The sequence below is a fragment of the Priestia sp. YIM B13552 genome (assembly GCF_042787775.1).
In the GTDB taxonomy this organism is placed as follows: Bacteria; Bacillota; Bacilli; order Bacillales; family Bacillaceae_H; genus Priestia; species Priestia megaterium_E.
Map to the genome: position 1 here is coordinate 479,269 of NZ_JBHZOU010000002.1, position 23,518 is coordinate 502,786.

General features: G+C 38.9%; 24 protein-coding genes. All 24 read right to left on the reverse strand.

The features are described from left to right. Positions 1–21 precede the first annotated feature (21 nt). The 24 genes from fliY to sucD all read right to left on the reverse strand — a co-directional run bounded on the left by fliY (position 22) and on the right by sucD (position 23,509). Entirely contained in the window at positions 22–1,152 is a 1,131-nt protein-coding gene (gene fliY, locus ACFX40_RS08505; protein WP_377237882.1) for a flagellar motor switch phosphatase FliY, read from the reverse strand. Beyond that, entirely contained in the window at positions 1,142–2,143 is a 1,002-nt protein-coding gene (fliM, locus tag ACFX40_RS08510; RefSeq protein WP_028410819.1) for a flagellar motor switch protein FliM, read from the reverse strand. Before fliM ends, fliY begins: the two co-directional genes overlap by 11 nt. Positions 2,144–2,163: 20 nt before the next feature. Then, the gene (gene fliL, locus ACFX40_RS08515; RefSeq protein WP_028410818.1) at positions 2,164–2,595 is read right to left on the reverse strand and encodes a flagellar basal body-associated protein FliL; all 432 of its coding nucleotides are present in this window, start codon (positions 2,593–2,595) and stop codon (positions 2,164–2,166) included. Between the two features lie 3 nt (positions 2,596–2,598). Next, positions 2,599–2,808, reverse strand: coding sequence for a flagellar FlbD family protein (locus tag ACFX40_RS08520; protein ID WP_025750317.1), 210 nt, complete (start codon positions 2,806–2,808; stop codon positions 2,599–2,601). Positions 2,809–2,843: 35 nt separating this feature from the next. Continuing rightward, complete coding sequence (flgG, locus tag ACFX40_RS08525) at positions 2,844–3,647, reverse strand: flagellar basal body rod protein FlgG (protein ID WP_028410817.1); 804 nt, start codon at positions 3,645–3,647, stop codon at positions 2,844–2,846. A gap of 25 nt (positions 3,648–3,672) precedes the next feature. Next, on the reverse strand, positions 3,673–4,101 hold the full coding sequence (gene flgD, locus ACFX40_RS08530; RefSeq protein ID WP_098333992.1) for a flagellar hook assembly protein FlgD: 429 nt from the start codon (positions 4,099–4,101) through the stop codon (positions 3,673–3,675). 9 nt (positions 4,102–4,110) lie between these two features. Beyond that, complete coding sequence (locus ACFX40_RS08535) at positions 4,111–6,750, reverse strand: flagellar hook-length control protein FliK (RefSeq protein ID WP_377254782.1); 2,640 nt, start codon at positions 6,748–6,750, stop codon at positions 4,111–4,113. Between the two features lie 17 nt (positions 6,751–6,767). Next, positions 6,768–7,385, reverse strand: a complete 618-nt coding sequence (locus ACFX40_RS08540; RefSeq protein ID WP_028410814.1) for a MotE family protein — start codon at positions 7,383–7,385, stop codon at positions 6,768–6,770. Between the two features lie 9 nt (positions 7,386–7,394). Continuing rightward, positions 7,395–7,838, reverse strand: coding sequence for a flagellar export protein FliJ (gene fliJ / locus ACFX40_RS08545; RefSeq protein WP_013058874.1), 444 nt, complete (start codon positions 7,836–7,838; stop codon positions 7,395–7,397). A gap of 2 nt (positions 7,839–7,840) precedes the next feature. Beyond that, positions 7,841–9,154 (reverse strand): flagellar protein export ATPase FliI, encoded by a 1,314-nt coding sequence (fliI, locus tag ACFX40_RS08550; RefSeq protein WP_028410813.1) that lies wholly within the window; start codon positions 9,152–9,154, stop codon positions 7,841–7,843. Beyond that, complete coding sequence (gene fliH / locus ACFX40_RS08555) at positions 9,129–9,917, reverse strand: flagellar assembly protein FliH (RefSeq protein ID WP_098331904.1); 789 nt, start codon at positions 9,915–9,917, stop codon at positions 9,129–9,131. The genes fliI and fliH overlap by 26 nt, the downstream gene beginning before the upstream one ends. Continuing rightward, positions 9,910–10,929 carry a flagellar motor switch protein FliG gene (fliG, locus tag ACFX40_RS08560; protein ID WP_028410811.1) on the reverse strand — a complete coding sequence of 340 codons (1,020 nt, stop codon included), beginning with the start codon at positions 10,927–10,929 and terminating at the stop codon, positions 9,910–9,912. The genes fliH and fliG overlap by 8 nt, the downstream gene beginning before the upstream one ends. Positions 10,930–10,940: 11 nt before the next feature. Further along, positions 10,941–12,533: a flagellar basal-body MS-ring/collar protein FliF gene (gene fliF / locus ACFX40_RS08565; protein ID WP_028410810.1), complete on the reverse strand. Its 1,593-nt coding sequence runs from the start codon at positions 12,531–12,533 to the stop codon at positions 10,941–10,943. A gap of 49 nt (positions 12,534–12,582) precedes the next feature. Beyond that, the gene (gene fliE / locus ACFX40_RS08570; RefSeq protein WP_050689647.1) at positions 12,583–12,873 is read right to left on the reverse strand and encodes a flagellar hook-basal body complex protein FliE; all 291 of its coding nucleotides are present in this window, start codon (positions 12,871–12,873) and stop codon (positions 12,583–12,585) included. Positions 12,874–12,885: 12 nt separating this feature from the next. Beyond that, positions 12,886–13,335 (reverse strand): flagellar basal body rod protein FlgC, encoded by a 450-nt coding sequence (flgC, locus tag ACFX40_RS08575; protein WP_028410808.1) that lies wholly within the window; start codon positions 13,333–13,335, stop codon positions 12,886–12,888. Positions 13,336–13,337: 2 nt separating this feature from the next. Continuing rightward, positions 13,338–13,727 carry a flagellar basal body rod protein FlgB gene (gene flgB / locus ACFX40_RS08580; RefSeq protein WP_028410807.1) on the reverse strand — a complete coding sequence of 130 codons (390 nt, stop codon included), beginning with the start codon at positions 13,725–13,727 and terminating at the stop codon, positions 13,338–13,340. A gap of 443 nt (positions 13,728–14,170) precedes the next feature. After that, positions 14,171–14,950, reverse strand: coding sequence for a GTP-sensing pleiotropic transcriptional regulator CodY (gene codY, locus ACFX40_RS08585; protein WP_013058882.1), 780 nt, complete (start codon positions 14,948–14,950; stop codon positions 14,171–14,173). Positions 14,951–14,978: 28 nt separating this feature from the next. Further along, positions 14,979–16,379 carry an ATP-dependent protease ATPase subunit HslU gene (gene hslU / locus ACFX40_RS08590; RefSeq protein ID WP_013084801.1) on the reverse strand — a complete coding sequence of 467 codons (1,401 nt, stop codon included), beginning with the start codon at positions 16,377–16,379 and terminating at the stop codon, positions 14,979–14,981. A 16-nt stretch (positions 16,380–16,395) separates the two neighbouring features. Next, a complete protein-coding gene (hslV, locus tag ACFX40_RS08595) occupies positions 16,396–16,938 on the reverse strand; it encodes an ATP-dependent protease subunit HslV (RefSeq protein WP_013058884.1) in 543 nt (180 codons plus the stop codon). 14 nt (positions 16,939–16,952) lie between these two features. Next, a complete protein-coding gene (gene xerC, locus ACFX40_RS08600; protein WP_028410806.1) occupies positions 16,953–17,855 on the reverse strand; it encodes a tyrosine recombinase XerC in 903 nt (300 codons plus the stop codon). A gap of 65 nt (positions 17,856–17,920) precedes the next feature. Beyond that, a complete protein-coding gene (gene trmFO / locus ACFX40_RS08605; protein WP_028410805.1) occupies positions 17,921–19,225 on the reverse strand; it encodes an FADH(2)-oxidizing methylenetetrahydrofolate--tRNA-(uracil(54)-C(5))-methyltransferase TrmFO in 1,305 nt (434 codons plus the stop codon). A 206-nt stretch (positions 19,226–19,431) separates the two neighbouring features. Continuing rightward, positions 19,432–21,507, reverse strand: a complete 2,076-nt coding sequence (gene topA / locus ACFX40_RS08610) for a type I DNA topoisomerase (RefSeq protein WP_028410804.1) — start codon at positions 21,505–21,507, stop codon at positions 19,432–19,434. Between the two features lie 154 nt (positions 21,508–21,661). Next, the gene (dprA, locus tag ACFX40_RS08615; protein WP_043976470.1) at positions 21,662–22,543 is read right to left on the reverse strand and encodes a DNA-processing protein DprA; all 882 of its coding nucleotides are present in this window, start codon (positions 22,541–22,543) and stop codon (positions 21,662–21,664) included. 63 nt (positions 22,544–22,606) lie between these two features. After that, positions 22,607–23,509 (reverse strand): succinate--CoA ligase subunit alpha, encoded by a 903-nt coding sequence (gene sucD / locus ACFX40_RS08620; RefSeq protein WP_013058889.1) that lies wholly within the window; start codon positions 23,507–23,509, stop codon positions 22,607–22,609. Positions 23,510–23,518 lie beyond the last annotated feature (9 nt).

Genomic DNA, 23,518 nt, shown 5'->3' on the forward strand with positions numbered 1-23,518 from the left:
CTCTACTCCTCCTAAAAATCATTACTTTAGTTTGTTAATACGGTCTCTTTGACTAATAATATCGGTTACGCGAACGCCAAAATTCTCGTCAATGACGACCACTTCACCTTTTGCAATTAATTTGCTATTAATCAAGATATCTACTGGTTCGCCTGCTAGTTTATCAAGTTCAATGATTGCACCAGAAGATAATGCTAAAATCTCTTGAACCGTTCGCTTAGTTCTTCCAAGCTCCACGGTAACTTGAAGCGGGATATCAAGCAGCATGTCTAAATTTCGTGAATCTCCTTGAGGAGAAGACACGTGCTCGAACTCTGAAAACGATGCGGGCTGAATATCAACTGGTACATGAACAGATTTTGCCTGCTGTGTTTCTTCATGCTGTATGTATTCAGCTGCCGGCGGTTCTGTTTGCTTTTCGTTAAGGTCTGATTCTTTTTCAATAGAAGCTGCCGTATCTTCTGCGCTTGGAACTAAGAGCTCTTCCACCAAGCTTTTGGCAAAAGATATCGATAAAAGCTGCATAATATTCGAATCGATTAATGTGCCTACCTTCAAATTAAAAGAGACCTTTACAAAGACGTCATCTTGGGGAATCAACTCTGTGCCTTCCCCTTTTTGAATATTTAAAATATCTAAGCTCGGCGGAGAGATATCAATTTTCTTTTGAAATACCGTAGACATAGACGTCGCTGCAGAACCCATCATTTGATTCATCGCTTCCTGCACTGCACTCAGCTTAATTTCATCCATGATTTCTGTCGGATTCTCACCCGTTCCACCAAGCATCAAATCTGAAATAACAGCTGCATCTTCATGTTTAATAACTAACAAATTCGTACCAGAAAAGCCTTCTGTATACTGAACTTGCACAGCGACATGAGGATTTGGAAATTCATCCGTCAGCTCTTCTTTATATACGAGCGATACAAACGGTGTGGTAATATCGACTTTTTGATTCAATAAAGCCGATAGCGCTGTTGCTGAACTGCCAAACGAAATATTTCCAATTTCGCCAAGCGCGTCTTTTTCCATTTCCGTAAAGTAATCATCTACTTGACTTGACTTATTCGGCTCTGAAAACTCGTCAAGTGAAGAAGTTCCTTTTAACAACGCATCAATTTCATCTTGCGAAAGCATGTCATCGTTCATTCCTTTCGTTCCTCCTCTTAACATCATCTAGAATTTGCACAGCGACTTTCCGACTGACTTTTCCAGGCTGTGCAATAAATTTAGGTTGTTCTCCGACGTAAATAGTTAACGGATTATGAACGCTTGTTTGCAGTCGAATGACATCTCCCGCATCTAATGCTAGGAAATCTTCAATTGAAATATCCGCTTTTCCTAGCTCGGCTACAACCTGCAATTCCGCATCATTGATTTGTTCCTTTAGCTGCTCAACCTCTTGTACGTTAGGTTCTTTTTTCGAAGATTGCATCCAGTAATGAACGGACAGTTTGGACACAATCGGCTCAAGCGTCACGTGCGGAATACATAGATTGATCATGCCCGTTTCATCTCCAATTTGTACGTTTAATGAAATGACGATGACAATTTCATTTGGTGAAATTACCTGCAAAAACTGAGGATTCACTTCAAACTCTGATGTTTCAGGTTCAATTTCCGCAATAGAACTCCAAGCTTCTCTCATACTGTCTAACGTTTTCTCTAACAAGTTTCGAACCAAGCTCGTTTCAATCTCCGTTAAGTTACTAATTTTCCCACCGCTCTCGCCTTGTCCCCCAAGCAAGCGGTCAAGCATCGCATAGGCAATGTTCGGATTGACTTCCATAATGATATGCCCTTCTAAAGGAGGGACGGCTATCACGTTTAAGATCGTTACTTTCGGAACAGAGCGAATGAACTCCTCATACGGAATTTGATCCACTGATACAACGGACACTTGTACAACGTTACGAAGCTGCGCCGAAAAGACGTTGATTAACATGCGCGCATAATTTTCATGAATTCGCGTCAAACTGCGAATCTGATCTTTTGAAAAACGCAGGGCGCGTTTAAAATCATATGTACGAATACGCTGTTTTTTATTTTCCTTTTTTAGCTCATCCGCATCCATCTCTCCGGTTGATAACGCGGATAATAGGGCGTCAATTTCATTTTGTGATAATACATCCCCTGCCACTAGCTTCCCTCCCTTTTTCTTTACTGCAACACTTTAGACGTTGTATAAATTTTAACAACATGTCCGTTTTCCATTAATTGATCAATTTGCTTTGCAATATCTGTTTCTAACGTGCTGAGTCCTTGCGTTCCTTCAAAATCTTGAGCACTCATATCTGAGAGCCTTTTGATAATAATGTCCCTTACTTGAAAATCTCTTTTTTGAAGCTCTGCCGCTGCTTTTTTACTATCCATTTGAATTTTAAAAGAGATGCTGATGTAGTTATTGCTTTTTAAATTTGTTTTAATATCCGTTACATCCACAGAAGCTTTGATCACATCGTCAATAGATGGACCTTTTTCAGTACTTGCCTGCTCTGTATACTTTAACGTCACGATAACAGCAACGCTTCCTATTAACGTAAAAGAAAGCAGAATAATAATCATCTTACTAACTAGCTTATTTTTAAACACACTTTATTCCTCCGTCGTTTGCTGCAGCCCTAATACGTTAATTCGCTGATAATAACTCGTCACTTTCTCATTCACTTCTTCAACTGAATCCTTTACCACCAGCTTTTTGTTATTCGTTAGCGTAATGGTCGTATCAGGAAATGCCTCAACCTGCTCGATGTAGAGCGCATTTAACGTAAATGTTTTGCCGTTTAGCCTTGTTAAAGTAATCATAATTAACCGGAGTAATACCTACTCCTTCCTCCCGCCTATCGTTTTAGATTCACTAGCTCTTGCAGTATTTCATCGGATGTTGTAATAATTCTTGTGTTCGCTTGAAATCCGCGCTGTGCAACAATCATATCCGTGAATTCTTCCGATAAATCAACGTTGGACATTTCAAGGGCGCTTGAAATTAATGTTCCTGTACCGCTGTTTCCAGGAGTAATGTTTGCAGGAGTTGTAACCAATCCTGCATTTGGAGTATTAGTGAACAAATTTCCTCCTGCTTTTTGAAGTCCTTCATTGTTAGCAAACTTTGCAAGTTTGATAGTTTGAGGATTCGGAAGCATGTTTCCATTTAGCCCAACAATATTAACGGTTCCGTTTGACCCAATGCTATAGCTTTTAGCCGTAGTTGGATCAATCCTAATTTTCCCATTAGTGGCCTGTACAAATAGTCCATCACCTGTCACTAGATAACCATCTTTATCTAAATAGAAGTTCCCCGCTCTTGTGTAATAGTCTGATGTTCCATCATTTACAACAAAATAGCCGTCACCAGAAATAGCTAAATCAAGCGGACGTCCCGTTGACTGAATGCTTCCCGCCGTTTGAACTGTATCAATTGTGCCAATCTGTGAACCTAACCCGACTTGTTTAGCATTAACACCTCCACGGTTCCCCGCCGGTGCCGTCGCTCCTGCTACCTGCTGACTTACTAAATCTTGAAACGTTGTACGTCCTTTTTTATAGCCGTATGTATTAACATTGGCAATGTTATTTCCTAGGACATCTAATTTGGTTTGAAAATTTTTCATGCCGCTGATTCCTGAATACATCGAACGTAACATAAAATCACTCCTTAAATTTGGTTGGTTAACTGCTTATTTCTAAGATATCGTTTAGCGAAAGTACCGTATGATTTTCATCGTTGATCGTAAACGATACCTCATTGTTTTTGACGGATGCTGTTGAAATGACTCCTTGCTTTTTATTTCCTTCTTCATCTAACCATGCAGCCGTTTTACCAATTAATTCGCTTCCTTTTAAAATAGGAGAAGCCTGAGACTGCGTTACAAACGTATTGAGCGATGTGCTCATATTTGTCATTTGTTCAAGAGATGAAAACTGAGCCATTTGAGCAATAAAGTCTTTGTCTTCCATTGGATTCATTGGATCTTGATTTTGAAGCTGAGCAATCAAAAGCTTCAAAAAGTCATCTTTGCCAAGCGAGCTGTTTCCCGTTTGCTTCACTTGTGTGTTCCTATTGCTTAAATACAAGTCAGACGTAATTTCATTTGTCATTGTTATCACCTATACGTTGTAGTTAATGAGCGCTGATTCAAAAGAAGATAGAAAGGAAGCCGATTCTTCCAATTGTTGTGAATCTTGATCTTCTTCTTCTTTTTTAAACGCTTCTTTTTCCTGTCTTTCTTTTTGCTGATCATTTTCATTGTTATACGACACCGCTTGTTCCGACAGTAGCACATCGATTTTATCAATTGATACATGCTGAGACGCGAGACCGTGCCGCAAAGTTGAAAGATTGGAGTCCAATAACTCTTTTGTTTTTACTGACGATACGACAATTCGCGCAACCGTTTCGCTGTCTTTCTGAAGCATTTCAATTGAAATCGCACCTAGCTGTTTTGGAAATAACTTAATGAGAAGCTTAGATGTTCCCTCTTCGGTACTAAACGAAGCTTTACTCCATATTTTTTGCAGCTCGTTTACCAAATTGCTAGACTGCTGATAGTCAGATTTTGCTTGCCCTAGATAAATAGAGAACTGCTGAAGCTTAGGCATTTCTCCACTTCCAAAGGATGATGGCTGATTCTCTACTGTCGCCCCGGTTGTGTATGTACCTGCCGGACTTTCGCTATTTTTTAAAAAGCTATTGGTATCTACACTTCCGCTGGGTACAACCACATCTTTTTTCCATGAAAGCTGATTCAAAAACGGTACTTTTTCTTCTTTAGGAAAAGCATTCATATTTTTCACAGAACTTTCTGAAGCTGTATGAACAGCGTCCATATCCACTTGTACAACCGATACATGCTGAAACCCAAGAGCCTGCCGTAATCTGAAAAGATTGGCATCTAACAGCTCTTTTGTTTTTGCTGACGATACTACAATCTGCGCAATCGTTTCATCGTCTTGTTGAAGCACTTCAATTGATATTTTCTCTAGCTGCTTTGGAAATAGCTGAATGGAAAGCTTGGATACTCCTTCTTTAGAACCAATCGAAGCTTTACTCCATATTTTTTCCAGCTCGTTTACCAGATCGTTAGACTGTTCATAATCTGATTTCGCTTTCCCTAAATCCATAGAAAACTGCAGCTCTTTTTCTTCTTTACCAAAAGCAGTCATATCTGTTACTGAACTTTTTGGAGCTGCTTGAACGCCCACCGAACCCACTTGTTCAACCGATACATGCTGAGACGTGAGAGCTTGTCTTAATCTAAAAAGGTTGGCATTTAACAGCTCTTTTGTTTTCGCTGATGATACAGCTACTTGTGCAACCGTTTCATTGTCTTGTTGAAACACTTCAATTGAAATCGTCCCTAGCTGCTTTGGAAACAACTTAATGGAAAGCTTGGATGCTCCTTCTTCAATACTGATGGAAGCTTCACTCCATATTTTTTCCAGATTATTCACCAAATCCCTAGACTGCTGATAGTCTGATTTTGCTTGCCTTAAATCAATAGAAAACTGCGACCCTTTTTCTTCTTTACCAAAAGCGTTCATATCTGTTATAGAACTTTCTGGAGCTGCTCCAACAGCGGCCACATCGACTTCATCAACGGATACATGCTGAGAATTTAAAACTCGCCGTAAAGTCAAAAGGTTGGTGTCTAATAGCTCTTTTATTTTCGCTGACGATACCACAACCTGCGCAATTGTTTCATTGTCTTGTTGAAGGACTTCAATTGAAATCGTCCCTAGCTGCTTTGGAAACAATTTAATGGAAAGCTTGGATGTTCCCTCTTCAGCACTGAGCGAAGCTTTACTCCATATTTTTTGCAGCTCATTTAACAGATTGTCAGACTGTTGATGATCAGATTTTACTTGCCCTAGATCAATAGAAAATTCTTGGACCTTAGATACTTCTTTAGATTTAAAAGATGATGGATTATTTTCTAACGTCGCCCCGGCCGTGTTAGCAGTGAAAGAAATTTCACTATCCTTTTTTGAACTATTCCTATTCATACTTTCGTTACGTAAAACCACATCTCTTTTCCAAGAAAGCTGATTCAAAAGTGGCACTTTTTCCTCTTTATGAACAGCGTCCATATCTCTTACAGAACTTGTTGGAGCCGCATGGACAACGGCGAAGAAACCAGCAGAGCGCTTTTCATGTAAGGTATCGGTTAATACACGTGGTTGTTTATGAATTTTCTCTATTTTTTCAGCAGCAGCTTTCTGCAAGCCTTGAAGCTGCGAATCCGAAAGCTTCACTGACTGCAGCTGCGGTTTTTGTAGTTCTTCCATCAGCTGAGCGAATTCTGTTTGAAACGCAGATGATGTATTTTTACAAATGGTTAACAAGGTAGAAATAGAAGACAAATATTGTTCTTGACTGTCTGTTTCAAATGAAACAGGTGCCCGCTGCATGTCTGTTAACGCGTGCTGCAGCTTTAGAAGCGGCTGTTCCAAATCTAGATTACTTGGAATACTACCGATCATCTCTGCTAGATGTTTGTACAAGACAGACGATTCATCTTCTTCATCTTCTGCTTCGCTTAACTGAATCGCCATTAACCCGACCGCCTTGAAGACGTCTCGATCTATCGCTTGTTCATCCGATGATTTCTCCCCGCGCGCTAAAGGCTGCACATCTAGCTGCTTAAGCTGCTGAACAATTTCTTCAAAAAAAACCTGAGTCTGACTAGCAGCTGCTTTTTCATCGCAGTTTACCTTTGATGCAGCTGCTGGACGTAGTGAAATTTCCACTGTTTTCACCTCTGCTTTTATTCATCAATCTGATCTGTTAACAATGTCGTATAGCGTGCAGCTACTTTCGGATCCATTTTTTCTAAGATTGCCGTTCTTGTACTCGCTTTGAACTGCTTAAGCATCGCGACCGCTTTGTCTTCTTTTAATTCGGCAAAGATGAGCGCTGCATTTTTAGGAGACATGTTTTCATAGGTAGCAATGACATCTTTTTTTGCCAGCTGACTGTTCTTTTGTTTTTTCGCTTCATCGTCGGCTTTTTCTTCCATATCGCGCATTTCAATTTTTAGTTCATCCATTTGACGGTCTTTTGTAGTGATCGTTTTCTCGTAAACTGCGATTTGCTTTTCTTTTGTGCTCAGCTTCTTTTGAAGGCTTTCAACCTGCTTTTGTATCTCTTCATTGCTTTCTTGAATATTTTCATTTTTTTGCGACTGTTCACTTGATACAAATGGAATGGCGTGTGTAATAGCCGAAACTTTATCATTTACATTGACGCCTAAAAGTGTCAGGACAATGTAAGCTGCCAAGATGAAGAACACTGCTGGAATAAAGATTAAAAATAAAAACACTTGGCTTTTACTGTAAGACTTTTCTTCTTCGTACTCTTCTCTTAACTCTTTTTGATTAGCCATGTTTTCCACCTAATTCCTATGCAGCATATACTGCTGTAGCGACAGCTCATCCATTTGCTTCGCTTCTAACTGTTTTTCCGCGGTTATATAAGAATCGTAGTCTCTCTTTTTTAACTTTTCATACTTCTTTACTTCTATGTTCTTTTCTTCTAGCTTCAGTTTCTTTAAGTTCATTTGCTGTCTTGCAAACATGACCTCTTGTTGCAGCCTCTCAATCACTCGTTCGGCACTTGTTAAAAACTGCTGAAACGATGTAATTTCTAAAATAGAAAGCCCTTGCTTCATTTTGCCCGTATGCTGTTCAATCAGCGTTTCTTTTTCTTTTAGCTTTTTATAAAGCTTTTCACCCGCTGTTTCAAACTGCTGCAGAGATTGATTATATTGAGATAGCAGTTCATCCTTTTCATTTGACTTGATTGCCATTATTTTAGATAACCTAAATTCATATGCCATATTTACTCACCTTTCACAAACAGTTCACAGAGCTTTGTTACACTTGTTTCAAATGATGGATGTTCGTTCGTTTTTTGCTTTAAAAATGCATCAATGACGGGATGATAGTGGATGGCCTCATCAATGTAAGCAGAAGATCCTCTTTTGTAGGCACCTATGTTGATTAAGTCTTCAGAATTAGCATAGGTAGCCATTAATGAACGCAGTTTTTCAGCTGCTTCTTTATGCCGTTCACTTACGATATGGTTCATCACGCGACTAACGCTTTTTAAGACATTGATGGCGGGATATTGACCTTTATTGGCCAGCTCCCGGTCTAGTACAATATGTCCGTCTATAATGCCTCGCACCGTATCCGAAATAGGTTCGTTCATATCATCACCGTCTACTAATACAGTGTAAAAAGCAGTAATAGATCCATGCTGATTAGTTCCTGTACGTTCAAGCAGCCTTGGCAAGCTAGCAAAAACAGATGGTGTATAACCTTTGGTAGTCGGAGGTTCACCTACGGCTAATCCAATTTCTCTTTGAGCCATTGCTACACGGGTAACAGAATCCATCATCATCATGACGCTCATCCCCTCATCTCGAAAGTATTCAGCAATAGAAGTAGCTGTATATGCTGCTTTCATTCGAAGCAGAGCAGGCTGATCCGAGGTAGCAACTACTACAACGGAGCGCTTTAACCCTTCCTCTCCAAGATCTCGTTCAATAAACTCTCTAACTTCTCTTCCTCGCTCGCCTACAAGGGCAATGACATTGATATCTGCTTTTGTATTGCGTGCAATCATCCCGAGCAGCGTACTTTTACCAACACCGCTTCCTGCAAAAATACCTATGCGCTGCCCTTGACCTACTGTTAGCAAACTATCAATTGTTCGTACCCCTACTTCAATCGGCTGTTCAATAGGCGGACGCTCTAAGGGATTAGGGGGGTCTTGATCGGTTAAAACAAACGGCAAATATTGAGAAAGTTCAGACCCGTCTAAAGGGTTCCCTAACGAATCAAGCACTTGACCTATTAACTCTTTCCCCACGCTTACCTGCAGAGGTTTTTCTGTCGTTTCCACTAGGCAGCCAGGTCCGATATATCGAACAGACGTATAAGGCATTAAAACGACGTGCTCACCGTTAAAACCAACAACTTCTGCACGAATTTTATCTCCTCGTTCACTAAGATGAATAAAGCAAACATCTCCTATTGACGTTCTAGGTCCTTTAGATTCAATCATCATTCCTACTACTCGGCTGACTTTCCCGTACCGTTTAAAAGAAGATGTGCGCGGGATTTCATGAATGAGTTGTGCGACTTTCATTTTTACTCTCCTCTAACAAACGTTCTTTTAATTTTTTCTTCATTTCCGTTAACTGGCTATCAAAAGACGCAACAAGACGCCCATAAGAGGAATCGATGACACAATCCATTTCCTGAAGATTTTCATCCGCATAAATAAATAGCCCGGTTTCTCCGTTTAATAAATCGAACAGTTCTCGTTTATGTTCACATACATATGCATATTTTTTCGGGGAAACAAAAAGCTGGATTTCTTTATGTTCTCTAACTTCTTTTAAAGACCTTGCAACAAGTGGTAAAAATGATTCATCTCTTTGAAGCTGCTCATTTAAAATCGTTTCAGCTAGGGTGAAACCTAATTCAAAGATGACTTCTTCAGATTGATTTATATATTCGTAGTACTGATTCTTTGTTTCGTCAACAATGTTTCGCGACATGGCTAATACATGCTCATACTCTTGTTTTCCTTGAAGCAGCCCTTCTTCGTATCCTTCTTCATAGCCCCGCTTTTGTTCTTGTTGAAACAGCAGCACCTTCTCTTCTTCCCACTGCTTTTTCAAACGTTCAATTTCGTTTTGAGCTTGTTTTCGGTAAGCGTCTGCCTCGGCCTTTATTATTTCAGCTTCACTGTGCGCTTGTTCAATAACGTGCTGTGCGTTTTCTTGCTGAAGATGTTCTTCTGTGGGCTCATCTTGTATCGGAAAACCAAATGGAATAACTTGAATATGCTTTGCATTTTCGTCTGAAAGTTTATTTGTATAAGTTGATTTAATGATATTAGACAATAATATCGTCTCCTCCACCTCGAGCTAGTACAATTTCACCAGCATCTTCTAAACGTCTAATTCCAGCAACGATACGTGACTGAGCTTCCTCTACATCTTTCAAACGCACAGGACCCATAAATTCCATTTCTTCTTTAAACGTTTCCACCATACGGCTAGACATATTTTTAAAAATAATAGATTTCACTTCTTCACTTGCTACTTTTAAGCTCAACAATAAATCATCATTTTCTACATCTCGTATCACACGCTGAATAGAACGGTTATCGAGCGTTACGATATCCTCAAATACAAACATTCGCTGTTTGATTTCTTCTGCTAATGCCGGATCTTGAATTTCAAGCGTATCAATAATAATTTTTTCAGTTGCTCGGTCTACTCCATTTAATACTTCAACTACTGCTTCTAAACCACCTGTTTGGGTATAGTCTTGGGTAACAGTAGCAGAAAGCTTTCTCTCTAAAATTTGCTCTACTTCATTAATGACTTCCGGAGACGTACTTCCCATCGTTGCAATCCGTCTTGCAATATCCGCTTGCCTTTCCTGAGGCAGTGATGATAAGATTTGTCCTGCCTGCGGCGGCTCTAAGTAAGATAAAATAAGGGCAATCGTCTGAGGATGCTCATGCTGAATGAAATTTAACAGCTGCATAGGATCAGCTTTTCTGGCAAAGTCAAACGGACGAACTTGCAAAGAAGAAGTTAATCGATTGATAATCATCATAGCCTGCTCTGGTCCAAGTGCTTTTTCTAACACCTGTTTCGCATAGCTTACTCCTCCTTTTTCAAGGTAGTTTTGAGCAAGCGTTATTTGTTCAAACTCATGAAGAACAGCTTCTTTTAGAGACGGCTCTATTTTTCTCACTGAAGAAATTTCAAGCGTTAGTTGCTCAATTTCATCTTCACTGAGATGTTTATAGATAGAAGCTGATACATCAGGACCGAGAGAAATTAACAAAATTGCTGCTTTTTGCTTTCCAGTTAACTCATTTTTTTGCATAGCCTTTACCATTAGCTTTCCTCCTAATCCTCACTAATCCATGTTCGCAGCAGTTTTGCAAACTCTTCCGGGTCTTGCTTCGCTAACGTTTCAAGATTGCTTTTTGTTTGCTGTTCAGCATTTAAAACAGGGGCTTTTTGTGCCGCTTCATATGCTTCAAAAGTTTCATCATACTCTTCATCATATTCCTCTTCATCTAAGTCTTGACGTCTTTTCCTAACCAACAGCACAATAAGAACAACAATAATAAGCAGCAGTGCACCTCCGATTATATACATCCACAATGGAATTGAACTTGCTGTGTTGTCAGCTGTTTCTTGTCCATTAAACGGCTGAACGGAAACGGTAATCTTATCGCTGACCGCGTTATCCGAGAGAGCTTTCGTATTTGCATCTTTTGAAATAGAAGTACGGACAATTGTACCTAACATTTTTTGAACATCTGACTCAAGCGTATCGGAAACCTGTGATTTCCCTTTTGCATTGGACGGATCTATCATTACTTGAATGCCAAGGTCTTGAATTTTGTATGGACTTTCGACGATTTCTTTATGAATTCGGTTCACTTCATAATTAATTCGTTCTTCGTTTTTTTCGTAGTCTCCGTCTCCACTTGTTGTACTAGATGAGTAATTTGTTGTATCTTCTTCTCCTGTTCCAGCAACGCCTCCATCTTGAGCATTTTTACCAGAAAATGTTTCATTAATTTTTTCAGCGCTAACGGCAATTCCTTGCATATTATCTTTATCAACAGGCTCTACTAGCTTTTCTTCGCGATTTTCCTGTGTAAAATCAAGATCTGCTGTAACAGAGACCATTACTTTGTCTTGACCGACCAGTCTTCCTAGCATTTGCTGTACTTGACGCTGAATATCTCTCTCAACTTCTTTTTTCGCTTCGTTCTGCGAAGCAAATGAGCTAGAAGCTGAATTCGTTTCGTTACCTTTTAAATCAAAGTACTCAAAATATTGGTTCATGATGACGATATTATCTGTAGGAAGGTTTGGCACACTTTTGGATACTAAATGATAAAGAGATTTAATTTGCTGATCATCAAATTTATAACCAGCCTTTGTATTAAGCACAATCGATGCTGATGCTTCTCCCTGCTTTTCATTCGCCCATACGCTTTCATTGGGAAGGGTAATCATCACTTTTGCATCGTTGACTCCTTGAATGTTTTTCATTAAATTAGCCAATTCAGTTTGCATCGCATCGAGTTTTAACACATCAAATTCATTATCTGTCATACCAAAGCTCGCATTTTTCCCAAAAAATGAATAGTCGATACTTCCGCTATCAGGAATTCCTTGTGCAGCTAAATCAACTTTTAGCGAGTCAACGCTTTGTTCAGGCACCGAAATGGTTGTTCCGTTATCAGAGATTTCTGAAGGAACGCTTCTAGCATCAAGCTCTGCTTTGATTTGTCCTGTTTCCTGAGCCGATAGATTGCTATAAAGAGGGACAAATTTATCCTTGTTTAAAAAAACAGATGCTAAACTAATGACTAGAATAGCCGCAAGAGGAGCAGCGATAAGGGCTATTTTCTGTCCTTTTTTGCGGTTATTCCAAAAGACTTTCATCTTATCTCGATAAAGAGCTATTCTTTCATTCATGGTATTCCTCCGGTTATTACTATTTTCATTTTGTTTAATAACCGCTCAATTACATTTGCATTCTCATCATTTCCTGATAGGCTTCAACAGCTTTATTGCGTATTTCAAGAGCCGTTTGCATCGTAATACTTGCTTTTTGAGCAGTAATCATTACATCTTGGAGTTCGACGTTTTCTCCTTTAGCAAGCTTTTCAGTCGCTATATCCGAAGCGCGTTGAGTATTGTTTAACTCATTGATTGAGTCTTTTAAAAACGTTGAAAACTGTTGAGTTGTTTGTCCAGTGCTAGTAGAAGCTGCTGTTTTTGCCATTGCTATTTGATTGCTGATACCATTAATCATTTTATCGCTCCTTTATTTCCCAATTTCTAACGTCTTTGTTAATATACTTTTGTTTGTATTAAAGACCGTCACGTTTGCTTCATAAGATCGAGTAGCACTAATTAAATCCGTCATTTCCTTTAAAGGATCTACGTTCGGCATCTGCACGTACCCTTGGTCATTCGCATCTGGATGCGTCGGGTTATACACTAAATTAAAAGGAGTATTATCTTCTGCGATATCTGTGACTTTTACACCATTGTTTTGACTTTTATTGATTTCGGAGTGTAAGAGGGACGAAAAAGAAGGCGAACGATCAGACTGCATGACAACCATTTTTCTTTTGTAAGGCTGCCACTCACCATTAACGTACGTCCCTCTTGTCGTTTCAGCATTCGCCATGTTAGATGAAACAACGTCCATCCTTAAACGATTAGCAGTTAAAGCTGAAGATGTAATATTCATATTTTGAAAAATAGTCAAACTTATTTACCTCCTCTAATGACTGTTTGAAGAGAATTAAATTTTCCATTTAAACGATCTACTAGCGCCTCATAGTAAATTTGGTTTTCAGCCATATCCGCCATCTCTTTATCCATATCCACATTGTTTCCGTTTGCTTGATAGGAAGTGTTTCGTTGCTGGGTAATCACTCGCTGGGATGAACCGGAAAATGGGATATGTTTTGAATCAGTCTGATATGCTTCTAACTCGTTATGTAATAAATCTCGAAATTCACTCGTACGCGATACTGTTTTCGATTTATAATTTGGAGTATCAACGTTGGCGATATTTTGTGCAATCGTCTGCTGCTTTTGGGACGCGTAGCTAATTCCATTTTCAATTGTTTGAAAAGTAGTTGAAAACAAACTCAATTCTTACACCTGCTTATCTATTCTATTTTTCTCAAAAATGAGACAAATTTCGACTTTAGTACCATAGAACTTATTGTAAGAAAAACTTCATGCAATGTCTATGCTTTTTTAAGAACTTTTGGACTATAAACCAAAATTTTCATTCGATTTCCAAGCATATTTTAACATCAATGTTGTACTTTAGCTCTATTTTTTCAATTTAAAATCAAAATATATACCATAAGTCCTGAACAATATGTAATAAAAGTAACGATTTGTAATCAACTAGTATCTTTTTACTATTTAAAGATTCTATAATATAATTTTTAGATTTTTATATGAAGTTTGTTAAAGATTTATAAAAATAGTGAACGAATCGTCTTAACCCAGAGCGAATCTTTTCGTACTGAGAGCATATAAAAAAAGCACACGGGCAAAGCCCGTGTGCTTTTTGGTTCATAAACTTAGTTAGATTTTAATTTTTCAAGCTCTACTAAGAATTTGTTGTTAAGAACTTTAATGTAAGTTCCTTTCATTCCTAAAGAACGTGATTCGATAACGCCAGCACTTTCTAATTTACGTAGCGCATTTACGATTACTGAACGTGTAATTCCAACGCGGTCAGCAATTTTACTTGCGACTAATAGTCCTTCATTTCCATTTAACTCTTCAAAGATATGCTCAATAGCTTCTAACTCACTGTATGATAATGAGCTAATTGCCATTTGTACAACAGCTTTGCTACGCGCTTCTTCTTCAATCTCTTCTGCTTTTTCACGAAGAATTTCCATACCTACTACCGTTGCACCGTATTCAGCAAGGATTAAATCATCGTCTTCGAACTGACGGTCTAAACGAGATAGTACAAGCGTACCTAGACGCTCTCCGCCTCCGATAATTGGAACGATTGTTGTTAGTCCTGCATCAAATAAGTCTTTATTTTCAACTGGAAAAGCTGTATATTGACTTTCAATGTTTAAGTTAGAAGATGTTTCTTGAATGTTAAATAGGCTTTGAGTATATTCTTCTGGAAACTGGCGTGCTTCTAACATATCTTTCATACGCGCATTCTCAATTTGCTGCTTAACAGCGATTCCTAATAATTTACCGCGACGGCTTACTACGAATACGTTTGATTCGATCACTTCGCAAAGTGTTTCAGCCATTTCTTTAAAGTTTACTGGTTTACCAGCTGCTTTTTGTAGCATTGCATTAATCTTTCTAGTTTTCCCTAATAAATCCATTAGTACTCTTCCTCCTGCGATTTCAGTTCTATAAAATAAATTGACTCAAATCTTTGTTTTTAGCGATTTTTTCTAATTTTTCTTCCACGTACTGCGGAGTAATCACAATTTTCTCTAATGTTACTTCCGGTGCTTCAAACGATAAATCCTCTAGCAAACGTTCTAAAATCGTATGAAGCCTTCTTGCACCAATATTATCTGTATCTTGATTTACCTGATATGCAATTTCTGCAATCTTACGTATAGCATCGTCAGAAAATTCAATTTGTATACCTTCAGTTTCCAATAATGCCGCATATTGCTTTAATAACGCATTATCTGGCTCTACTAAAATGTTTATAAAATCTTCAACGGTTAGCTTCGTTAATTCAACGCGAATTGGGAATCGCCCCTGCAATTCTGGAATTAAATCCGACGGTTTTGATACATGGAAAGCACCGGCTGCTACAAATAAAACATGATCAGTTTTGACTGCGCCATATTTTGTAACAATCGTTGACCCTTCTACAATTGGTAAAATATCTCGCTGCACGCCTTCACGTGAAACATCAGCGGAAGATGAATTACCACTTTTCTGAGCAATTTTATCAATTTCGTCAATAAAAATAATTCCGTATTGTTCTGCACGATTCACAGCTTCTTGCGTAACTTCATCCATATCAATCAATTTTTGCGCTTCTTCATTTGTTAATACTTTTCGTGCATCTTTAACAGTAAGCTTGCGCTTTTTTTGTTTTTTAGGCATAAAATTGCTTAAGGCATCCTGCATGTTCATGCCCATTTGTTCCATACCCGAACCTTGTAACATATCAAACATAGAAGGCTGTTGCTCTTCTACTTCAATTGTGACATAATGATTTTCAAGCTCTCCTAAAGCAAGTTGATGAGCAATCTGCTTGCGCTTCGTTGCAATATTCGTTTCCTCGTCTTGATCAGGATCCGCATCGCTTGACTGTGTACCGTTTGAAAAAATCATTTCAAACGGATTTTTAAACGATTGCTGCTTCTTTTTGCTTGGAACAAGAAGCTCTACTATCCGCTTGTTTGCATTTTCTTCTGCGCGATCACGCACGCCGTTCATTTTTTCTTCTTTCACAAGTCGAACTGACGTTTCCACTAAATCACGAACCATTGATTCTACATCGCGTCCTACATATCCAACTTCCGTAAATTTTGTTGCCTCAACCTTAATAAAAGGTGCACCGACAAGCTTAGCTAAGCGGCGTGCAATCTCGGTTTTACCCACACCTGTAGGACCAATCATTAAAATGTTTTTCGGCACAACTTCATCACGTAAAGATTCGTCTAGCAGACCGCGTCGATAGCGATTTCGCAGCGCAACAGCGACCGCTTTCTTTGCCTTCGTTTGACCAATAATATACTGATCGAGCTTTTCTACAATTTGTCGAGGTGTTAAATGAGAATTCATAAAAAAATCCCCTTTCCTACAGTTCTTCTACAATAATATGATCATTTGTATAAACACATATCTCACTTGCTACATCTAAAGCTGCTTTTGCAATTTCTTTAGCTGTTAAATGTTCGCCTGCATGTTGTTTTAATGCACGTCCCGCTGATAAAGCATAATTTCCGCCTGATCCAATTGCTAAAATGCCGTCGTCCGGTTCAATAACTTCACCTGTTCCTGATACTAACAGCAAGTTATCTTTGTTCATAACAATAAGCATTGCTTCTAACTTTCGCAATACTTTGTCACTTCTCCATTGTTTAGCAAGCTCAACGGCTGCACGCTGAAGATTTCCGTTATACTCTTCAAGCTTCGTTTCAAATAATTCAAAAAGAGTGAATGCATCAGCTACTGAACCTGCAAAGCCGGCAAGAACTTGCCCTTGAAATAGACGTCTTACTTTTCGAGCAGTATGTTTCATCACAACAGCATTACCGAACGTTACTTGTCCGTCCCCAGACATGGCACATTGACCGTTATGCTGAACCGCAAAAATCGTAGTAGCATGGAAAGTAGACAAATTAACTCCTCCTTTTATGCGCGAGGATGGTGATTCATATAAACTGCCTTTAAACGATCCTTCGTCACATGTGTGTATATTTGAGTGGTTGATAAATGTTCATGACCTAGCATTTCTTGAACTGTACGTAAATCTGCCCCTTCATTTAACATATGAGTCGCAAAAGTATGCCGCAAAACGTGTGGACTAATATGTATATTCTCAGCGGTCTTCTTTACTAACTGATCAATGACTAAGCGTATGCCTCGGTCTGTCAACGGTGTCCCCTTGTAATTTAAAAAGAGCGAATGAGTATCAGAAGGAGCCTTTTTTAAAAGAAGCTTTCTTCCATTATCTATATATACTCTAAGAGCGTCCTTGGCATAACAGCCAAATGGCACGTACCGTTGTTTTTTCCCTTTGCCATATACGAGCAAAGTTTGAAGTGAAAAATCTATATCGCTAAGCTTAATAGATGCACATTCACTCACTCGTATTCCGGTGGCATACAGCAATTCTAATAGAGACTGATTACGCTGCCCTAACGGAGTTGTTAAGTCATTCATTTGAAATAATTTCACAATCTCCTCTTCATACAGGAAGCGAGGATTTCGCTCCTCCTTTTTAGGAAGGGTAACGAGCGCAAATGGATTATCTTCTACTAATTCTTCTCTATTTAAGTAACGATAAAACGTTCTCAAACAAGAAATTTTGCGTGACATCGATCTTTTTGAATACTGCTTTTCATATAGGCGTGTTAAAAACAGCCTTGCATCAGCATATGTAACACTTTGTAGGTTTTGTATTTGCTCTTCCTGCATAAAAGACATAAAGATAACTATGTCTTTTTCATAGCAGTCAACTGTATATTTTGAATAATTTTTCTCAATTTGTAAATATTCTAGAAAGGAATTTAATACATCTTTAACAAATTCCAATGTTATCACCTCACAAGGGCTACTAAATATTATCACAATTAAGTAGCCCTTGCAAACAATTTTGATTATTTTGTTGTAAAATTCTGAATAGTTTCCAATGCTCGTTTAGCAAGCGTTTCATTTCGTTCTTGTTTGTTTTTGATTCGCACTTCCAATTCTTTGAATAAGCCAAAGTTGGCATTCATCGGCTGGAAATTTTTTGCGTTTGTATGTGTGATATAGTGAGCCATACTGCCAATCGCTGTTTCCTGCGGCAATACAACTAATTCTTCACCAAGTACAAGTCGAGCCGCGTTCATTCCTGCCATTAGTCCGCTCGCCGCTGATTCTACATATCCTTCTACTCCCGTCATTTGTCCAGCAAAGAATAAGTCATCACGCTCACGATATTGATACGTAGGCTTTAACAATTTAGGAGAATTAATAAACGTATTTCTATGCATAACTCCATAGCGTACTACTTCTGCATTTTCTAAACCTGGGATTAAGCTCAATACTTCTTTTTGTGCTCCCCATTTTAAATGTGTTTGGAAACCTACGATATTATATAGTGTACCTGCTGCATCATCTTGACGAAGCTGAACAACTGCATAAGGTCGCTTTCCTGTTTTCGGATCTTCTAACCCAACTGGTTTCATTGGTCCAAAGAGCATTGTTTTTTCTCCGCGTGAAGCCATTACTTCAATTGGCATACATCCTTCAAAATAAATTTCTTTCTCAAATTCTTTTAAAGGAACCGTCTCTGCATTGATTAATGCTTCATGAAAACGCTGGAATTCTTCTTTTGTCATCGGACAGTTTAAATAGGCAGCTTCCCCTTTGTCATAGCGAGATTTCAGATATACTTTATCCATATCAATGCTGTCTTTTTCAATAATAGGTGCAGCCGCATCGTAAAAATATAAATAATCTTCACTTGTTAACGCGCGCAGCTGTTCCGATAAATCTTTTGACGTTAACGGACCTGTTGCAATAACAGTTGGTCCTTGTGGAATTTCCGTAATCTCTTCGTTAACAACCGTTACGTTCGGATGGTTTTTAACGCTTTCCGTCACACGAGCGGCAAATTCGTGACGATCAACAGCCAGTGCTCCACCTGCTGGAACCGCACATTCGTCTGCTGAACGAATAATTACAGAGTCTAATAATCGCATTTCTTCTTTTAAAACACCCACTGCATTTGTTAATGTATTCGCACGCAGTGAATTACTACATACTAATTCAGCAAATTTGTCCGTATGATGAGCAGGTGTTTGCTTCACTGGTCTCATCTCATAAAGGCGGACTTTCAAACCGCGCTTTGCGATTTGCCAAGCTGCTTCACTTCCAGCAAGACCTGCTCCGATAACATTAATTACTTGTTCATTCATTGTAAATCCTCCAACTTCATTTCTATCTTTTCTATCATTTTCCTTATTCATTCACTTGTCTGTTCCTTTTTTAACGGGACAAAGAAAATGCGACATTACTCAATGTCGCTAATAACGTTTCCATTTTAGCACATGAAGCAATGTCGCCGCATCTTATATAACTGCTATTTTTAAATTTAAAGTGTGGGAATTCATCCCATTCTCTTTTACTGCTGAGCTTCCTCTTTATAATCACAACTTGTACAGACGACTTGAGTTCCTTTTTTCTGTTTCTTCTCCACAAGCAGGTTTTCACATTTCGGACATTTTCTTGCAATCGGCTTATCCCAAGATACGAAGTCACAGCCCGGGAATCGATCACAGCCATAAAATGTACGCTTTTTCTTCGATTTTCGCTCAACGATATTTCCTTCTTCACATTTCGGACACTTTACGCCAATCTCTTTTACAATTGGCTTTGTGTTGCGGCAGTCAGGGAAATTAGAGCATGCCATAAATTTTCCGTAGCGTCCCATTTTGTATACCATAGGTGAACCGCATTCTCCGCAATCTTCTCCGGCAGGTTCATCTTTAATCTCCACTTCGCGCATTTCTTTTTCAGCATGTTCTAAGCGTTTTTCAAAATCACTGTAAAATTCGTCAATAACACGCACCCATTGAACATTACCATCTTCCACTTCATCCAAATCGTTTTCCATTTTAGCTGTAAACTCTACATCTAAAATTTCCGGGAAAAACTCCAATACAAGCTCTAGTACAATTTCTCCAAGTTCTGTTGGAACAAAACGCTTGTTATCGAGCGCTACGTACCCGCGCTTTTGAATCGTATCAAGTGTTGGAGCATATGTAGACGGTCGGCCAATGCCTAGCTCTTCTAATGTCTTGACTAAACGAGCTTCAGTATATCTTGGCGGCGGCTGTGTGAAGTGCTGCTTTTCATCGATGTCTTTAGAATAAGCTACTTCTCCTTCTTCTAAGTCTGGAAGAAGATTTTCTTTTTCCTCCACTTGATCATCATTGCCTTCAACATACACTTTCATAAAGCCTGGAAATTTAACTTTGGAGCCGTTTGCTCTAAATGTTACGTCTCCATTTTTCAAATCTACAGCCATTGTATCCATAATTGCAGGTGCCATTTGACTAGCAACGAAGCGCTCCCATACTAGCTTATACAGTCGATACTGATCACGCGATAAGAACTCTTTTACCTCTCCTGGTTTACGAAGAGCTGAAGTTGGACGAATCGCTTCGTGGGCATCTTGCGCGTTCGAATTTTTCTTTTCTTTACGCTTTTCCGTTGCCACAAACTGATTTCCGTATGCATTCGTAATGTAATCTCTAGCTTCCGTTTGAGCTGTTTCTGAAATACGAGTAGAATCGGTACGCATATACGTGATAAGACCTACTGTGCCTTCTTTTCCTAAATCAATTCCTTCATATAATTGCTGCGCAATCATCATTGTTTTTTTCGCTCGGAAGTTCAGTTTCCGCGCTGCCTCTTGCTGTAATGAAGACGTGGTAAAAGAAGGAGCCGCATTACGCTTTCGCTCACGTTTTGTTACTTTAGAAATTGAAAATTCATTTCCATCTAATTGTTTAACAATGTTGGTTACATCATTTTCATTCGATAGCTCTACTTTTTTTCCTTGATATTCGATCAACTGGCCTTCAAATTGGTCGTTCCCTTTTTGAAAAGTTGCTTTTACCGTCCAGTATTCTTCTGGGATAAACTTTGCAATTTCTTTTTCACGATCAATAATTAACCGCACTGCAATTGATTGAACCCTTCCGGCACTTAATCCTTTTTTCACTTTTTTCCACAGCAATGGACTGATGTTGTAGCCAACCAGCCTGTCAAGAATACGGCGTGCTTGTTGAGCATCTACTAAATCCATATTAATTGCTCGTGGATGTTTAAAAGATTCTTTAATCGCTTCTTTTGTAATCTCATTAAATACTACGCGGCAGTCCGATGCAATGTCTACATCCAAACTGTGCGCCAAGTGCCATGCAATCGCTTCTCCTTCACGGTCTGGATCGGCTGCTAGGTAAATCTTCTTTGCTTTTTTAGCCGCTGTTTTTAGTTCTTTTAAAACCGGGCCTTTCCCGCGAATTGTAATATATTTCGGATTGTAATCCTGTTCAATATCAATTCCCATTTGACTTTTAGGTAAATCGCGAACATGTCCCATCGATGCTTTTACTTTATATTTCTTTCCTAAATAACGTTCAATTGTTTTAGCCTTTGCAGGCGATTCTACAATTACTAGGTAGTCAGACATCTATTTGTTCCTCCTCAAGAGGTAGAATAAAATCTTCATTATTATTAAATATTTGGTTCTTGTTTGTCAAATGTCCAAAAGATAAGTCATACGATTTTACTACGTATCTCACTAGTATTTCATACCATGCAAGAATATGACTACTTTGAAACATTCATCTTATATACATCATTTCATCTGTAATATCAGCAGCGCTTTGCACAAGTTTTGCCCCTAATTGGATTAACTTATTCGTTCCACATGATGTTTCTTCAAAAATAGAACCCGGTATGGCAAATACTTCTCTTCCTTGCTGAAGCGCCTGGTCGGCGGTAATAAAAGATCCACTTCTTTCTTTTGCTTGCACCACCAACGTGCCTCCTGTTAATCCGCTAATGATTCTGTTTCTGCGAGGGAAAAACCATTTTGTCGGCTTCATAAACGGGGCATATTCAGAAAGCAGCAAATGATGCTGCGCAATTTCTCTTGCTAAATTTTGGTTTCCTCTTGGGTAAATATTATAAAACCCTCCGCCTAAAACTGCAATCGTTTTAGCTTTTTCAGCGATAGCCAGTTCATGAGCAGCCTGGTCAATCCCTAAGGCCAGTCCACTTACAACGACAAATTCTTCATGCAGCATCGGCTTAACAATATGAGTCAGAGCTGCAGTTCCATATGAAGTGGGATTCCTTGTTCCTACAACGCTTAAGCTTGCCGTAGCATGTAGGAGAGAAATCTTTCCTCTTGCAAATAATACCCAAGGCGGATCATAAATATGGCGCAAAAGTTCAGGATATTCATCATCTAGGATGGTGACACATTGAATATTCTCAGCGTCATATTTATCTAGAATATCTCGTATTGGAATAGTTTGCAAATCTTTTTTTATTTGATTAGCACGTTCAATCGAGAGAGTCAATAGTTTTTGAAGCTGTGATGGAGAGTACTCGTAGAGATTTTGTAATGAAGAATTCTGTTGAAGTAGCGTAAAAATTTGTTTCCAATTAACAGATGGACAATGTGCTAAATGAATTAATTTTTCCCGTAAATCAGACATTCTACAATCTCCTTTTTAAATGGACAAAATAGCCCCCAGTCAAAGGAGGCTATATGTCTTCTATTAATGAGTCTTACACTGCTCGTAAATGCCTTGTTCTTTTAACACTTTAATAAGTGTTTCTCCCATAACAGATGGTGTTTCAGCTACTTGGATACCGCACTCATTCATTGTTTTAATTTTTTCAGATGCTGTCCCTTTACCACCTGAAATAATAGCACCAGCATGGCCCATACGTTTTCCTGGAGGTGCTGTTTGACCGCCAATGAAGCCAACCACAGGTTTTGTCATGTTTGCTTTTACCCATTCTGCCGCTTCTTCTTCTGCCGTACCGCCGATTTCACCAATCATAATTACTGCATACGTATCTTCATCTTCATTAAACGCTTTTAATACATCGATAAAGTTCGTGCCGTTCACTGGGTCACCACCGATACCAACAGCTGTTGATTGGCCAATGCCAGCTTCAGAAAGTTGATGAACAGCTTCATATGTTAATGTACCAGAACGTGAAACTACACCTACATGACCTTTTTTGTGAATGTACCCTGGCATAATTCCAATTTTACATTCTTCCGGTGTAATAACACCTGGGCAGTTAGGTCCCACAAGGCGCGTACGTTTTCCTTCCATATAACGCTTTACTTTTACCATATCTAATACTGGAATACCTTCCGTAATACAAATAACTAAATCTAAATCTGCGTCAACTGCTTCAATAATGGAGTCAGCTGCGAATGCTGGCGGAACATATACAACAGAAGCCGTTGCGCCTGTTTTTTCTTTTGCCTCGGCAACCGTATTAAATACCGGAACACCTTCTACTTCTAAGCCGCCTTTACCTGGTGTTACGCCACCAACAATTTTCGTTCCATATTCTAACATTTGCTGTGTATGAAAAAGGCCAACTCCGCCTGTAATTCCTTGTACAATTACTTTTGTATCTTGATTAATAAATACGCTCATTCCTATCCC

Bases quoted from the DNA above. Each gene is read 5' to 3' on its own strand.
- fliY (WP_377237882.1), bottom strand. From the start codon at position 1,152: ATGAACGATGACATGCTTTCGCAAGATGAAATTGATGCGTTGTTAAAA.
- ACFX40_RS08520 (WP_025750317.1), bottom strand. From the start codon at position 2,808: ATGATTACTTTAACAAGGCTAAACGGCAAAACATTTACGTTAAATGCG.
- flgG (WP_028410817.1), bottom strand. From the start codon at position 3,647: ATGTTACGTTCGATGTATTCAGGAATCAGCGGCATGAAAAATTTTCAA.
- flgD (WP_098333992.1), bottom strand. From the start codon at position 4,101: ATGACAAATGAAATTACGTCTGACTTGTATTTAAGCAATAGGAACACA.
- ACFX40_RS08540 (WP_028410814.1), bottom strand. From the start codon at position 7,385: ATGGCTAATCAAAAAGAGTTAAGAGAAGAGTACGAAGAAGAAAAGTCT.
- fliJ (WP_013058874.1), bottom strand. From the start codon at position 7,838: ATGGCATATGAATTTAGGTTATCTAAAATAATGGCAATCAAGTCAAAT.
- fliI (WP_028410813.1), bottom strand. From the start codon at position 9,154: ATGAAAGTCGCACAACTCATTCATGAAATCCCGCGCACATCTTCTTTT.
- fliG (WP_028410811.1), bottom strand. From the start codon at position 10,929: ATGGTAAAGGCTATGCAAAAAAATGAGTTAACTGGAAAGCAAAAAGCA.
- fliF (WP_028410810.1), bottom strand. From the start codon at position 12,533: ATGAATGAAAGAATAGCTCTTTATCGAGATAAGATGAAAGTCTTTTGG.
- fliE (WP_050689647.1), bottom strand. From the start codon at position 12,873: ATGATTAATGGTATCAGCAATCAAATAGCAATGGCAAAAACAGCAGCT.
- codY (WP_013058882.1), bottom strand. From the start codon at position 14,950: ATGGATTTATTAGGGAAAACTAGAAAGATTAATGCAATGCTACAAAAA.
- hslU (WP_013084801.1), bottom strand. From the start codon at position 16,379: ATGAATTCTCATTTAACACCTCGACAAATTGTAGAAAAGCTCGATCAG.
- trmFO (WP_028410805.1), bottom strand. From the start codon at position 19,225: ATGAATGAACAAGTAATTAATGTTATCGGAGCAGGTCTTGCTGGAAGT.
- topA (WP_028410804.1), bottom strand. From the start codon at position 21,507: ATGTCTGACTACCTAGTAATTGTAGAATCGCCTGCAAAGGCTAAAACA.
- dprA (WP_043976470.1), bottom strand. From the start codon at position 22,543: ATGTCTGATTTACGGGAAAAATTAATTCATTTAGCACATTGTCCATCT.
- sucD (WP_013058889.1), bottom strand. From the start codon at position 23,509: ATGAGCGTATTTATTAATCAAGATACAAAAGTAATTGTACAAGGAATT.